Origin of the sequence: Neobacillus notoginsengisoli, assembly GCF_003515685.1 — a bacterium.
Classification (GTDB): domain Bacteria; phylum Bacillota; class Bacilli; order Bacillales; family Cytobacillaceae; genus Bacillus_D; species Bacillus_D notoginsengisoli.
Genome location: NZ_QWEG01000017.1, coordinates 14,338 through 28,051 on the forward strand (window position 1 = coordinate 14,338; position 13,714 = coordinate 28,051).

The window sequence follows — 13,714 nt, forward strand, 5'->3', positions numbered from 1 at the left end:
TCCGTGTACTTGCTATATCATAGCGTTTTGATGAAAATGGCGGATAGACGCAATCTCATCCAGCACGTCTTGTTCCACTTTTTTTTGCTGCTCCAAATAGGAATTTAGTGATTTCTCACGCAAAGAGGTCCATGTTTTTGCCTCTTTTTGCTTGGAGAGGAGCTCATCTTTTTTGACTGCAATTTCCCTGTCAACCTCCGCCAGTTTCTTTTCGAAACTAGCGATTTTCTTATCCAAAAAACCGAGGTACTCATTACGTTGTAGAATGTGCGAGATGAAAGTAACATTATTCTGCTGTTCCCACTGAGCAGCGCAATCGAGCCTATTTTGCCTGAGGGAATTCAATTCTTTCTGGATTCCTTCTTTTTTAATTGTCAGCCGCCCCACCTCAGATAAAGTCAAATCTTTCTCTTTTTCTTTCAAAGATAGAATGTTTTCGTAAGCGAATTGAAAGGTCATATTTCATTCTCTCCAAATTGATTTAGTAGTTGGCTGATGGTTAAATCCAATGAAGAAGATTCATCGGTTCCTTGTTTAATAAACTCGTCAATCCATCCTTTAACATCCATTGCCTTATCAATATCACGGTCCGTCCCGCGCTTATAAGCGCCGATTTGAATGAGATCTTCCGCCTTTCGGTAAACACTCATATGCTTTTTCAGCATTTCCGCCGCTTGTATATGTTCCTTGTCTGCAATATCCTTCATAACCCGGCTCACACTGGCGAGTATATCGATAGCCGGATAAATGCCTTTTTGGGCTATTTTCCGGTCAAGGACAATATGCCCGTCCAAAATTCCTCTAACTGAGTCCGCGATAGGCTCATTCATGTCGTCCCCATCTACTAAAACCGTATAAAACGCTGTAATGCTGCCGTTTTCGTTTGTTCCGGCCCGCTCGAGAAGGCGGGGAAGCATCGCAAAAACGGAAGGAGTATAGCCCTTAGTCGTTGGGGGCTCACCAATCGCCAGCCCAATTTCCCTCTGGGCCATTGCAAATCGGGTAACAGAATCAAGCATAAGGTTGACGTTCATCCCCTGATCACGGAAAAACTCCGCAATGGCTGTTGCGACCATAGCTCCTTTGATCCGGATTAAGGCAGGCTGGTCGGATGTTGCTACAATCACGACCGAATTCTTTAATCCTTCCTGTCCGAGATCACGCTGGATAAAGTCAAGGACCTCCCTGCCCCGTTCTCCTATCAGACCGATGACATTCACGTCTGCTTCTGTATTCCGGGCAATCATGCCGAGGAGGGTGCTTTTTCCAACCCCACTACCGGCAAAAACCCCTACCCTCTGGCCTTTGCCAACTGTCAATAACCCATCGATTGACCGTATCCCGACACTCAGCGGGGACACAATCCTCGGCCTCGTCAGCGGGTTTGGAGGAAGGTTATCCGCTCCTGTTTCTAAAAGGCCTGCTGGAAACGCGCTCCCATCCATGGGATTTCCGAGTCCATCAAGCACTTTTCCGAGTAAATCCATCCCGACCTTGACGGATAATGGCTTCCCAGTGGAAACGACATCACAGCCGGGAGCAATTGAATGCAAGACATCGAGAGGCATAAGCAGAACTTTATGGTTCCGGAATCCTACCACTTCAGCTTTGATCGGTTTTTGCTGTTGCGGTGAAAGGATATGGCAAATATCACCCAATTTCACATCGGGTCCCTGTGACTCAATCGTCAATCCAATGACCTGGGTTACCTTGCCGTTCATTTTAATCGGATTAACGGTTTCAAGGACATCCCGATAGGCTTTAACATTCAATTTACTCACCGGTTACCTCCTTCTGAAAGGAAAGCAGGGCTTTTTTAATTTCGCCCAGCTGCATATCAATCCTCGCATCAATACTGCCTGAAGAAGTTCGGATGATGCAGCCTCCTTCGTCTATTGAATAATCTGGGAAAACCTTCACTTCAATCTGTCCGTTTTCTGGAGCCAGCAGTTGCTTCCGCTGTTTTTGTACATAAGAGAAATCCTCAGGAGCCACTCCGATTGAAACGGTCTCTGTTTCATAAACATCCGCCAACGTTCCCTTAATCAAATTGATGAGGGCTTCGGGATTTGTTTTTAACTCCTGCTGCAAAACCTTTCTGGCAATCTCAATCGTTAATTCAAGAACAAATGGCTCAGCTTCCTCAATGATTTCCGCTTTTTGCTGAAAAGCCTGCTCCAGTATTTCCGCTGCTTTTTGCAATTCGGAGACATACTGCCGTTTTCCATCATTTTTTCCATCTTCAACGCCAAGCTGATAGCCTTCCTGATAGCCCTTCCGCTTCTCTTCCTCGAGTTGGACGAGAAAAAGCTCCTCTTCCCGTTTTTTCCACTCTTCGAATTCATTTCGGTACTCTTCTAATTGTTTTTGCAATTCTAGTTCAATATCACAACCATATTCTTTTTCAGCAGCGGCCTGATTTTCTTCCTCTTTCGGCTCCACGGCCGGAATGCCAACTACCTTCGGGTTGTTTCTAATTTCAACATTGAACGATTTTACGAGCCTAGATGACAAGGTCCTTTGCCCCATTTCGTGAAATGATGATAGAACCTTCCTCCTCAAGCTTACGGACTATAGAAACAATCCGGCCCTGTGCGTCTTCAACATCCTTCAGGCGGACAGGTTCAGTTGAAGACATCTCTTCCTGCAGGCTCTCTTCACGACGCTTTGAAATATTTCGGAAGATTACATCCTTGACCCCTTGTGATGCTGTGCGAAGAGCTAGCGGAAGATCCTGATTTTGCACATCCATAAGTATTCGCTGAATAGACCGGTTATCAAGATAAGCAATATCATCAAATACAAACATTCTTTGCTTAATTTCATTTGCAAGCTCCGGTTCTTCTTCCTGCAATGTATCGAGGATATTCTTTTCAGTCCCCCTGTCGACACTGCTGAGAATGCTGACAATTGAATCAATGCCGCTTTGCGCATCATGGCTCTGTGAGCTGGTCATTGTAAGTTTTTCCTCCAAGACCTGTTCCACCTGCTGAACAATTATTGGTGAAGCAGTATCCATCATGGCAATTTTCATGGCGATTTCGATCTGCTGTTCAGGCGGGAAGGCAGCCAGGGTCGCAGCAGCCTTTTCCGAATCCAGGTACGACAGGACAAGCGCAATCGTCTGCGCATTTTCGTATTGGAGCAGGTTAAAAATTTGAATTTGCTCGACCTGCTGGATAAATTTGAACGGCTTATCAGCAGATCCATTGTCCATTCTCTTTAGGAAGCCCGCTGCTTTATCTGGTCCAAACGTCCTCTTCAGAAGATCCCTGGCAATATCGATTCCTCCGTAAGATACCAGATTCGCATCAACCGCCAGTTTATGGAATTCCTTCATAATATCGTTCTTCACATTTGAAGTGACTTTTCGTAAGCTAGTTATTTCTTTCGTAATAATTTCAATCTCTTTTTCATCGAGATGTTTCATAATCCCGGCAGATGCGTCCGGGCCTACCGAAAGCAGTAAGATGGCAGCCTTCTGAGTGTTCGTGTACTTTTCCATCAAATCGCCCCTTTAGTCCCTGGAAAGCCAATTCCGCAGAAGGCCGACAAATTCCTCAGGCTGCTCTTTGGCCATTTCCTCAACTTGCTTTTTAATAACAACTTTTTCATCCTCAACTGTACCCGCCACCTCAAGCTGTGCCGTTTGAACTTCAGAAAATGGATCATTTTCTTCAAATTCATGTTTATTCCTCCGTTTCACGAGGTATATAGAAAGGAGGACTGCCAAAACAGCAGCGGCAGCAAGGACATAGAGTGCCCATAATGGGAAACCAAAGCCTTTTTCCTCTGCTTGAGGTAATTCCGCTTTCCCGCTGAATTCCCTTGCAAAAACAGTGATTCTTGAAGATATATCATCTTCAGACAGGATTGAATTATCACTTAATGCAGTCCTGACTACGTTTGAAAGAATCTGTTGGATGCTTTGCTGGGTAACCAACGTCAATGATTCTGGGTTGGCGGGGTCTGGAGGTTCAACCCCGACATTGATCGTGATATCTTCAATCTTGTATGGGCTTTGCACGATTTCATTGGAGATCCGGTTCACTTCATAATTAACCCGTTTTTCAAGTTCTTCAGATGTATTTTCCTGTTCTCCGTTCGGAGAGGCGTAGCCGGGAATATCCGTCTGTCCTGTACCGGTTGTTTCGGATACAGCATCTCTTCCGCTGTACTTTTTCGATATTTCTTCAACGCTGACCGCGATGCCTTCCTTAGCTGATGGATCAGCGGATTGGACGAGATTTTCTTGTGTCTTTACTTGGTCGAAGTTCAATCTTACATACGTTTGGATCAGTACTTTATTTTGTCCAATGATTGTGCCTAGCAACTGCTGAAGGTCTGCTTGAATATCAGTTTCGATATCCTTTTGAATCTTCCGCTGCATTTCATAGTTATTTAGTGCACCGGCGGTTTCGTTTTGAATTGTCAGACCACGCCCATCCTGGTCTGTCATGACAATGTTTTCTTTGTCCAAATTCGGGACGCTTTTTGAAACGAGATGGTATAGTGTTTCAATTTGTTGTTGTTCGAGCTGATAGCCCGGCTCCATTTCAATGACAACTGACGCTGATGACGGTTTTTTCTGGTCTTCCCTAATGAACAGGCTTTCTTCAGGTGTGGAAATAACAACAGCGGCGTTTTTGACACCATCAACATGCCGCAGCAAATTGGAAACTTCCCCTTGTAGCGCCTCGCGTTCCATTGCGTCAAGCTGACGGTCCGTGGCCCCGAACTGTAGGTCTTTTGTCATATCAAAAAAACTGATGGATCCCGTTTTTGGCATGCCTTTTGCAGCCATGGACACAACAAGGTCCGCTGCGTCTTCTTGTGGAACAAGAATTTTTGTTCCATTGTGATCTAGCTTGTATTTCGTGTAGCCTTCTTTATCCAATGCCGCCTTGATGTCACCGATTTCCTTAGGACCCATCTCATTGCTGTAAAGCGGCACATAATCTGTTTTTGTTAAAAAATAAATTGATAGAGACAAAATTGTGATAATAGATAAAAAGGCCGCGATAAATACAACCTTCCGTTTTTGGCTGACCGAATTCCAATATTCTTGATACCGTTGCTTATATTGCCGTAATTGCTGATTCATGGCCGCTCCACTAACCTACTTTTTTTCATCATTAAATTTGCATTCTCATTATTTCCTGATAGGCTTCAATCGCCTTATCACGGACTTGGGCAGTCAGGGAAACAGCAATATTCGCCTTTTGGGCTGCAATGGTCACATCATGGAGATTGATGGCCTCTCCTCTGGCAAGGGCACCAGCCTTCATTTCGAAATTTTTGACTGCCCCGTTTGCATCCTGGATATGCTGGTTCAGCAAAGTACCAAAGGACGTTGATTCTCCAGCACTATGCGGCTTTTGAATAGTTGGAAAACTGGAATTGATCGGTTGTATATTGGAAATATTCATCACTTTTCTCCTTATCTGCCTATTTCAAGTGCTTTCACAAGCATGGCTTTTCCGGCGTTAAATGCGGTAACATTTGCTTCATACGCCCTGGAAGCCGACATCATATCAACCATCTCTTTTGTTATATCGACATTTGGCATGTGGACATACCCTTGTTCGTCGCTGTCCGGATTCGTGGGATCATAGACTGCTTTAAAAGGAGTTTGATCCTCGATGACTCTTGTTGCACGCACTCCTGTCAGTTCTTTTTGTAAATAGCTTGCGAAGGACGGTGCATTCCCAGGCACCATTTCAACCATTTTCCTCCGGTAGGGAACCCACTCGCCGTTTACATATTGACCCCTTGTTGTATTCGCGTTTGCAATGTTTGAGGAAATAACATCAAGTCTTAAACGTTGGGCAGTTAATGCCGAACCGCTAATTGAGAGTGAGTGAAAAATCGACATTTACCTTATCCCCTTCCCCTTATTGCATTCTTAATTAAATTGAACTCTTCGTTTATCCCGTAAGTCAGTGACTGATACCAGATGGCATTCTGGCTCAGCTGGGACATTTCAAAGTCGATATCGACTCCATTGCCGCTGTTCTTAAAGACGGAGGTTTCTTGCTTCAGCCTTGCTGAGGGAATTCCACCCTCCGCCCCAATTGCGATATGTTTTGCATTCGTCCGCGTGCCGGTAAATGTACTGTTAATCTCTTTTTGCAGCAGTTCTTCAAAAACGACCTTCGCGGCCCGATAATTTGCTGTATCCACATTGGCTATGTTGTTTGAAATCGATTTTTGCCGCAATGCGGAAGCGTCGAGCGCACCAGACATTAGTCCAATAACATTCAAAACCTTCACCTGCCATTTTTAAGTTTTTATAAATCGTTTATTTAGGATTGTGTTTTTGCTGCTTTCATCGCTTCAGACCAGGCCGTTCTTATTTCTTTTAACATTCCTTCTATTTCAGTTAGAATTTCAGGGTCTTTGGTGATATTGGCTTCAATTAGGCGGCGTTTCATGTAGTCATATAATGTGAGGAGGGAGTTCGATATTTCATAATCCATATTCATTGTCACCATCAGTTCCGATAGAATATCCTGGGTCCTAATGATTAATGTATTTGCTTTGGAAAAATCGTTTTTGCCAATCGCGGCTTTTGCCTGGTAAAGAAATTTTATCCCGCCATTGTAAAGCATCAATGTTAGCTCTTCGGGCCTTGCCGTTGTTACTTGATTTCTTTGGTAAACCTCATTTGGATTCAGCATGCATTTTGCCTCCTTTCATTTCCTTTGGTCATAAAAGTAACCTGATGAAACAGGGTTCCATTCATCGTATTGCCTTGCCACGTATTGTTCATTCCGGACCGCATGGATGCTTCTGGACATTTTCTGGAGTGTCTTACTGAACCGTTTCTCCAACTCTTCTTCTTTGTTGACGAGTTCATTCAACAGTTTGGTTGTTTCACTGTTTGTTAAAAGTGTTCCTGAAGCCTCTTGTAGTTTATTGATAGCCGAAATGCAAAATTCCCGTTGCTCCAGTAGCATAGGTACTTCATCATCACTGCCATTTTTAAGTGCATCGAGCAGTTTTTCCGATAGCTTTCCAAACTTCCTGAGCATGGCATTTTTTTCTTCGAGCACCTTTCTCACCGCCAAACGTTCATTTTACCGGGGATTGAATGATTTCCTTGATCCTGACGCCGAAGTGCTCATCGATGACAACTACTTCGCCGATTGCAATGAGCTTATTGTTTATGTAGACGTCAACCGGTTCACCAGCCATTTTATCGAGTTCCACGATTGAACCACTTGTCAGTTCAAGCACTTCACTTATTTTTTTCTTTGTCCTCCCAAGTTCCACAACGATTTCCAATGGAATATCGAGCAGGAGGTCCAAATTCATATCCTCGGCAGTATGATGGCCAACCTTATTTGGCTCAAGTTCCGTAAACTGAAAAGCTTCCCCATCCCTTTCTCCCAGAAGCGCATCAAGTTCATCTTGTGTAAGTTTCCCCTGTTCCGTCATATTCCGTATCTCCTTCTATCACCTTCTCGATTTTGGCAGCCACCCGTGACTTGCGTGTCCCCGGGTGTGCTAAAAACTTCGTTTCATTGTTAACCTTTACATGCAGCGGCTCGTCTACCAGCTGATTCAGTTGAATCACATCATTTTCAGCCAGGCCAAGCAGCTCTTCTACCGAAATAGTCGCCCTTCCCAGTTCGACAATAAGAGGCACAGCCAGATGTTCGATTTTCTCCTGCAGATAATCGCTTTCATCCTTGTTCTTCACCCATTTACCGTGGCCATACCAGTTATGCGAAGAAAGCTTCGGGATAAAAGGCTCCAATAAGATGTATGGAATACATAGCCGCATCGTATCTTCCACTTTGCCGATCGTAATGTTAAAGGTAACGATAATAACTGTTTCAGTCGGGATGGCCAGCTGCAAAAACTGCGGATTCGTTTCGAGATTAAGCACCCTGAGCTGAAGGTTAATCATATCGGCCCAAGCATTCTGAAGAGTTTTGACGACCCCTTCCAGTAAATGCTTCAATACGTTAGTTTCGATTGGCGTTAAAGTAGTCCGCTCCCATTTCTTCACCGAACCCTTGCCGCCCAGCAGGCGGTCAATCATGCCATAAGCCATGTCAGGGTTCATATCCAAAACCATCCTGATTTCCTGCTCACTCGCTTCGAAAACACTTAAAATGGTTGTATCGGGCAATTCATTAATGAATTCCTCATAAAGCATCTGTTCTACTGACCCTACTTCCACCTGTACAATTGAGCGTAATTCAGCGGAAATAAAAGACGCGAGCTGATAGGCAAAGTTCTCATGGATTCTCGATAGGACCCTTACTTGTTCCATTGACAGGCGAAGCGCCTTTTTAAAGTCATATATTTTAACAGCCGCCGCTCCACCTGCACTCGGCTTCTGGGACAATTTGTATTCCACACAATCACCCTTCGCTCCTTATATTTTGCAAAATATTCCCTTTATTCCCATTTTTTCAAAAAATTAAAAAGGACAAGACCATTCCGAAGAAAAGTCTTGCCCTTTTTAAGGACTAACACTTATTTCGGCAACTGGCTGGCTTATTGTTATTCACAATTTAGCCCCTATAGCTTTGCGTCCCTGGATTTCCCCAAGTTTGCCTTTATCGAGTTTTTTTTCCAATTCAAGAGAAATATATCATTACGGGAAATTTATTTCAACGTAATTTTTGTAAAAACGGACATAAAACAGAGAAATGAGTCGAATTATATGTAATATTCGTCATAAATAGCAGAAAAAATCCCGAAAAAGGATGGATACCATTTTTGATATCCATCCTTTTCCCCATTTTTTATTAACGTTTTAAGTTTACAAGTTCTTCTAAAACAGAGTCTGATACGGTAATAATTTTTGCATTTGCCTGGAATCCGCGCTGGGCGGTAATCATGTCGGTCATTTCTTCGGACAAATCGACATTCGACATTTCAAGTGTACCGGCGATGATTTGGGCAGTGCTTGGAGCAGCCGACAGTTGTGAATTAGCTGTCAGCGAGTAAAGGGAGCCGCCCATTTTTTTCAAGCCGGCAGGATTGTCGACAGCGACTACGCTAATTTGAACAGGAGGAGTCGCGGTTACTGTATCACCATTAGAATCGACCCCTACAATTGTTCCATCCTGGCTGATTGAAAAGGAAATGTAGCCGGTTGGGATTGTAATATCATTCCCCCTGCTATCCAGCACCGGCATGCCATTTTGATTAACTAGCTGCCTATTCTCATCTACCCTGAAATTTCCCGCTCTTGTCAATAATACTTGTCCCGAGGAGTTTCGCACCTGGAAAAACCCATCGCCATCAATATACAAATCTGTTCCTATGTTGGTTGTTGTTGGGCTGCCCGGGGTAAATACCGTATCAATACTGCCGACCCTTGTGCCAAGGCCCACCTGGATTGGATTTGTTCCGCCTACGTTATTAGGGGCAGTTCCTGAAGGAGCAGAAGCATCTTTTACTGTCTGGCTGAATATATCTTCAAAAACTGTCCGGCTCTTTTTAAATCCAGCTGTATTTACGTTAGCGATATTATTTCCGATTACATCCAATTTCGTTTGAAATGCTTTAAGGCCTGAAACTCCTGAGTTTAATGAACGAAGCATAATTGTTTCCTCCTATTTTTTGTCCATTTCCATGGAAGTGATTTCACTTGGCAAAAGTTCATATTCCCCGACTTTGTAATATACCAGATTATTTTTATAGTGAACTCCCGAAACAATCCCGCTTTCTTGTGCATTTGTTTCCGGATTGATCCAGGTTACCTTATTGCCAATCGCATAAGAATGCTGGCTGATGTTATTGCTCGATTCCAGATAAGCCGTCAACGACTTGTTCAAGTTGGATAACTGTTCAAGAACGCTTAGCTGCGCCATTTGCCCGATGAATTCACCGTCATTTTGCGGCTGTGTCGGATCCTGATGCTGCAATTGGGTGACTAAAATTTTCAGGAATGCTTCTTTGCCGAGCTCCTGTTTTGGTTCGATGCTTTTTGAGGCATTTGGATTAGATTGAATAGATTGAATGGTAGTCAAGCTTTTCCCTCCTTAGGCGGTCGTATTAATTTGCGAAACCCACTCGTCGCCTGACATATACTTTGGTTGCTGGCCATCACTTTTGATTAACCGGTCTTCACCGCGTTTCCGCGATTCCTGCTGGCTTTGCCGCCCGGGCGTGTCTCCCTTTTGCGAAAAGCCCCCCAAGAAACTTGAGTTCTGCTGCTGGGAAATTTCAATTTTGCCAACCTGCAAACCCTGGCTTTCCAGTGCGGCCCGCAGTGTATTGAGCTGAGTTTCAAGCAGTTCTTTTCCGTGGGTAGTACTGGCCAGGAATTCAGCTTTTACATGTCCTTCATGGATATGTAATTTTACTTCCACATTGCCTAAATGCTCAGGGGAAAGCTTGATGACAGCCTCTGTACCGTTAACAAGGTTTTGCACATTGATTACCGGCTTTGAAGCAGCCTTGTGTCCTGCTGCTGCCTGGCTGTGGATTGTTGTTTGAATAAAATGTTTTATGTCTCTTTCAAAATGGTCCGCTCGGATGGTAGTGCCTTTGTCATGATGCATAACCTGTTCACCTATTTTGGGGTTAACCTCTCCCAACTCGGCCTCGACTTTCATTGGTTTTTGTTCGACTGCCAATTCATCTGATTGAATTCGGCCTGTGAACTGATTTTCACTTTTTCCTGCTAGTTCAACTTCCACCGCAGATCCCGCTATGCTTTGAGTCGGGACTTCAGCATTTGACAATCCTTTTTTCGCAATGTTAACTTCCATAATCATTTCATTTCTTCGAACTTCAGCAGTAAACGAGTTTTGTCCTTCAGTCTTTTGTCCGTTTTCAACTAATAGAGCGTTAAGTTTATTCCTTAAAGCTAAAATCTCGTCTTGGTTTATATTTTTTGGTTTCACTTGACTGGAATTGATTTCTCTCAAAAAATCCAAATCAGGCAGTTTGTCCAATTCTGTGTTAGGAGGCGCGCCTTTTTGCAAAATTGTAAGTAGCCCGTTTTCAGGAATTTTCTGGTTGAAAACACCCTTTCCTTCCGTCGTTACTATTTCTGGCTGTAAATGATTGATTGCTAAAGGCTGTTGTAACATGTCAAATGAGCTAGTTAGTTGGTCTTGGTCTTGCTCTTTTTCTTCCCCATCTTCCTGAACATTCAAGAGCTGCATGATGGACTCGAAGGAAGAGTTGTTGCTTTTCTCGATATCCTGTGTTTTACCTGGTGCACCTTTATGAACATGCTCCAACATTGAAAGCTGTATCATAGTTCTCCACCTTTTATTTGAAATTAGTAGTTTGATTGAATTCCGAGCCTTATGATAATTTATAAACAGCTGTTGCTTTTGCAAAAAAACAAGATAAAATAAGAGCAGATTACATAAGGAGTGAATATTATGAATGTTGGGCCTTTATCTAGCAACTGGCTTTTATACAAAACGCTTATGGACACTGCCTTTTTGAGTCAAAACAGAAGCCTTGGCCCACTTGGCTTTTCCGGCAGTTCCTTTCAGCTACTCCTGGAACAAGCACTCCTGCAGGCAGAAAATAATAACCGATTTGTGAATCACCCCGCTCTTGAACATCCCACTTTAGCCAACTTGGGAACGGTAAAACTTTCAAATATATCCCTGCCTCCTCTTTCTGAAGCGGCTGGCATAAGTACTGGATTAACGAGCGGAGGCATTGATGCGAGTTCTCTGAACCGGTACTTGAAAGGCGCCCTTCAAGGAACTGGCGAGCATTTCGTTGAAGCTGGTAAACAATATTCCATCAATCCGGCTTTGCTTGCCGCAATATCGATTCATGAAACCGGAAATGGAAGCTCCAATGCCGCCCGTTACAAATTCAATGTCGCTGGCATGATGGGTAAGAGTGGATTAAAAACCTATTCTTCCGTCCGGGACAGCATCTTCGATATGGCAAGGAACCTTCGCAAAAATTATTTGGATGAAGGAAAACTGACAATCTCCCAAATCGGGGCCAAGTACGCCCCCATTGGTGCGGGGAATGATCCAACCAATTTGAATAATCATTGGGTAACTGGCGTTAATCGCCAGTTTGCCAGCCTGACGGAGGGAACCGGCCTTGCATAGGACCGGCCCTTTTTTGTTTAGAAACCTCCGGATTGCTGATATAGCCATGAGCTTTGGGAACTGAATTTTGCCACTGCCTTTTCCATTTCGGTGAATTGTTTATAATATTGATCCTCTTTCCGGAACAGCCTGTCCGTTTGCCGATTGATATCATTTTGGATCCTTGCCAGAAGCCGGCCAATGTTGCTTTGGTCAAGCTCGGCATTCCCAGTGAGTCCGGCTTTTTTCGTTAATTGGGTGATGGCTGTCTGCATTTCATCGGAAAGCTGATTGACAAGCCCATTTGTCCCCGAGTCTGTAGCACCGATTTGGGAAAAGATTTTCTGGACTGCGTCCGGGTCATTTTGGATGGCCTCATGCAGCTTCGCTTCATCAACATACAGCTTGCCTCGATCCTGATAACTTTTCGAACCAATCCCGATTGAGCTAAGCGAGTTATAGGAACTTCCGGTACTTACGACAGAGTTCATAATCCCCCGCATCTTATTTAGGACCCCTGTGAGGATGCTGTCATTCCGCAACAGACCACCTTTCGCTTTTTCTTCCCATTTTTCAATTTGCTTTTCCGACATATCCGCTTTTTGCTCTTCAAGCAGCGGCTGGTAATCGCGGTAAACCTGTTCAGTAACCAGCTTGTTTAGTCGGTCTATTATAGAATTATATTTTTCAACCAAATCTTTGATGTTATTAACTTCTGCGTCAATGTCACGTGTCACGGTAACAGTACTTGCCACTGGATTTCCGCTGGAATCCACGCCTGTTGTGCTTTTAAAACTGAAGTTGATGCCCATTATGGTTGTATTATTCGTTGAAAGATTCGTAATGTCTTTACCGTCAAAAACAATATGAGTGTTTTTCCCTGTCGCTACCGGGTTAGAAGTGTCAATACCAAGGTTATTTAATAAATCCAGGCTTTCCTGGCTGGTATTGCCGCTTAGGTCAATTTTTGCCGCTTCACCGGTCGCCTTGGTTCTAATCGTGAATTGCTGCAGCGTAGCATCATAGAAAGCTTGAAGTCCCAGGCTTTTCTGTGTTGTCCCATCCACCGCGCTATTAATCTTGGAAATAACGTCACTTATTTTATCTGTTGCGGCTATTTGGATTGACGCTATTTTTACTTTGTTTGGATCGGCAGGATCGGTTACTTGAATGGAAAACGTCGTATCCTGCGAAAGCTTTCCCTGCTCGCCAAGCGTTTTCGTTTTATCTAGCTGAACATTATTGCCAGTGAAGGATGCCGAACCAGCTAGTTGCTTAACGGCAACCGAGTAAGTTCCCTGAATGGCACTGCCCGTCGTATTTCCGGAAATGGAATTGGACAGGCTTGATGTTACATTCGAAGTATTGTATGTCCCTGAAAGTTTCATATTGAACAAAGTTGTGTTTCGGAAAGCTAAAATATCTGTGTTAAGCTGCCGGTATGTGTCGAGCAGCCAAGTCTGCTTCTGCTGCTTTTGCTTCAGCTGGTTAAGCGGAATTCTTTCCACATCCATTAACTTTTTCACAACAGATTCCGTATCAAGGCCTGAAGCAAGTCCGGTAATTCTCGTAACAGAAGATGTATACATACTTATCCACCTCCACTAAGTCTTTTAAATAGTAGTATCGGCAGATTGTTTTGAAAAGGAGAGAGGGAAAAGGAAATTAAATTT

17 protein-coding genes and 1 riboswitch are annotated in these 13,714 nt (G+C 43.8%); of the genes, 1 reads left to right on the top strand and 16 read right to left on the bottom strand.

Features of this window, described 5'->3' with window-relative positions; translation table 11 throughout:
- Positions 1-12: 12 nt before the first annotated feature.
- The 15 genes from fliJ to D1B31_RS20595 form a co-directional block, all read right to left on the bottom strand.
- A complete protein-coding gene (gene fliJ, locus D1B31_RS20525; protein WP_118923958.1) occupies positions 13-459 on the bottom strand; it encodes a flagellar export protein FliJ in 447 nt (148 codons plus the stop codon).
- Positions 456-1,781 carry a flagellar protein export ATPase FliI gene (fliI, locus tag D1B31_RS20530; protein ID WP_118923960.1) on the bottom strand — a complete coding sequence of 442 codons (1,326 nt, stop codon included), beginning with the start codon at positions 1,779-1,781 and terminating at the stop codon, positions 456-458. Before fliI ends, fliJ begins: the two co-directional genes overlap by 4 nt.
- Entirely contained in the window at positions 1,774-2,529 is a 756-nt protein-coding gene (locus tag D1B31_RS20535) for a FliH/SctL family protein (RefSeq protein WP_118923962.1), read from the bottom strand. The genes fliI and D1B31_RS20535 overlap by 8 nt, the downstream gene beginning before the upstream one ends.
- On the bottom strand, positions 2,504-3,505 hold the full coding sequence (fliG, locus tag D1B31_RS20540; RefSeq protein WP_118923964.1) for a flagellar motor switch protein FliG: 1,002 nt from the start codon (positions 3,503-3,505) through the stop codon (positions 2,504-2,506). Before fliG ends, D1B31_RS20535 begins: the two co-directional genes overlap by 26 nt.
- Before the next feature lie 12 nt (positions 3,506-3,517).
- Positions 3,518-5,104 carry a flagellar basal-body MS-ring/collar protein FliF gene (gene fliF / locus D1B31_RS20545; RefSeq protein ID WP_118923966.1) on the bottom strand — a complete coding sequence of 529 codons (1,587 nt, stop codon included), beginning with the start codon at positions 5,102-5,104 and terminating at the stop codon, positions 3,518-3,520.
- 31 nt (positions 5,105-5,135) lie between these two features.
- Positions 5,136-5,429, bottom strand: a complete 294-nt coding sequence (gene fliE, locus D1B31_RS20550; RefSeq protein WP_118923968.1) for a flagellar hook-basal body complex protein FliE — start codon at positions 5,427-5,429, stop codon at positions 5,136-5,138.
- An 11-nt stretch (positions 5,430-5,440) separates the two neighbouring features.
- Positions 5,441-5,875, bottom strand: a complete 435-nt coding sequence (flgC, locus tag D1B31_RS20555; RefSeq protein WP_118923970.1) for a flagellar basal body rod protein FlgC — start codon at positions 5,873-5,875, stop codon at positions 5,441-5,443.
- A 5-nt stretch (positions 5,876-5,880) separates the two neighbouring features.
- Positions 5,881-6,273 carry a flagellar basal body rod protein FlgB gene (gene flgB / locus D1B31_RS20560; RefSeq protein ID WP_240035367.1) on the bottom strand — a complete coding sequence of 131 codons (393 nt, stop codon included), beginning with the start codon at positions 6,271-6,273 and terminating at the stop codon, positions 5,881-5,883.
- A 32-nt stretch (positions 6,274-6,305) separates the two neighbouring features.
- A complete protein-coding gene (gene fliS / locus D1B31_RS20565; RefSeq protein ID WP_118923972.1) occupies positions 6,306-6,680 on the bottom strand; it encodes a flagellar export chaperone FliS in 375 nt (124 codons plus the stop codon).
- 15 nt (positions 6,681-6,695) lie between these two features.
- Positions 6,696-7,064 (bottom strand): flagellar protein FliT, encoded by a 369-nt coding sequence (gene fliT, locus D1B31_RS20570; protein WP_158587631.1) that lies wholly within the window; start codon positions 7,062-7,064, stop codon positions 6,696-6,698.
- 10 nt (positions 7,065-7,074) lie between these two features.
- A complete protein-coding gene (gene fliN, locus D1B31_RS20575) occupies positions 7,075-7,440 on the bottom strand; it encodes a flagellar motor switch protein FliN (RefSeq protein ID WP_118923976.1) in 366 nt (121 codons plus the stop codon).
- A complete protein-coding gene (fliM, locus tag D1B31_RS20580) occupies positions 7,409-8,371 on the bottom strand; it encodes a flagellar motor switch protein FliM (RefSeq protein ID WP_118923978.1) in 963 nt (320 codons plus the stop codon). The genes fliN and fliM overlap by 32 nt, the downstream gene beginning before the upstream one ends.
- A 123-nt stretch (positions 8,372-8,494) precedes the next feature.
- Positions 8,495-8,582: riboswitch (cyclic di-GMP riboswitch) on the bottom strand.
- 183 nt (positions 8,583-8,765) lie between these two features.
- Positions 8,766-9,566 (bottom strand): flagellar basal-body rod protein FlgF, encoded by an 801-nt coding sequence (gene flgF / locus D1B31_RS20585; RefSeq protein WP_118923980.1) that lies wholly within the window; start codon positions 9,564-9,566, stop codon positions 8,766-8,768.
- 12 nt (positions 9,567-9,578) lie between these two features.
- Positions 9,579-9,995: a flagellar hook capping FlgD N-terminal domain-containing protein gene (locus D1B31_RS20590; protein ID WP_118923982.1), complete on the bottom strand. Its 417-nt coding sequence runs from the start codon at positions 9,993-9,995 to the stop codon at positions 9,579-9,581.
- A 12-nt stretch (positions 9,996-10,007) separates the two neighbouring features.
- The gene (locus D1B31_RS20595) at positions 10,008-11,234 is read right to left on the bottom strand and encodes a flagellar hook-length control protein FliK (RefSeq protein WP_118923984.1); all 1,227 of its coding nucleotides are present in this window, start codon (positions 11,232-11,234) and stop codon (positions 10,008-10,010) included.
- 129 nt (positions 11,235-11,363) lie between these two features.
- Here D1B31_RS20595 and D1B31_RS20600 point away from each other — a divergent pair, with 129 nt between their 5' ends.
- Positions 11,364-12,062: a glucosaminidase domain-containing protein gene (locus D1B31_RS20600; RefSeq protein WP_118923986.1), complete on the top strand. Its 699-nt coding sequence runs from the start codon at positions 11,364-11,366 to the stop codon at positions 12,060-12,062.
- A gap of 17 nt (positions 12,063-12,079) precedes the next feature.
- On the opposite strand, the gene fliD is transcribed toward D1B31_RS20600, so the two are convergent.
- Positions 12,080-13,630 (bottom strand): flagellar filament capping protein FliD, encoded by a 1,551-nt coding sequence (fliD, locus tag D1B31_RS20605; protein ID WP_118923988.1) that lies wholly within the window; start codon positions 13,628-13,630, stop codon positions 12,080-12,082.
- Positions 13,631-13,714 lie beyond the last annotated feature (84 nt).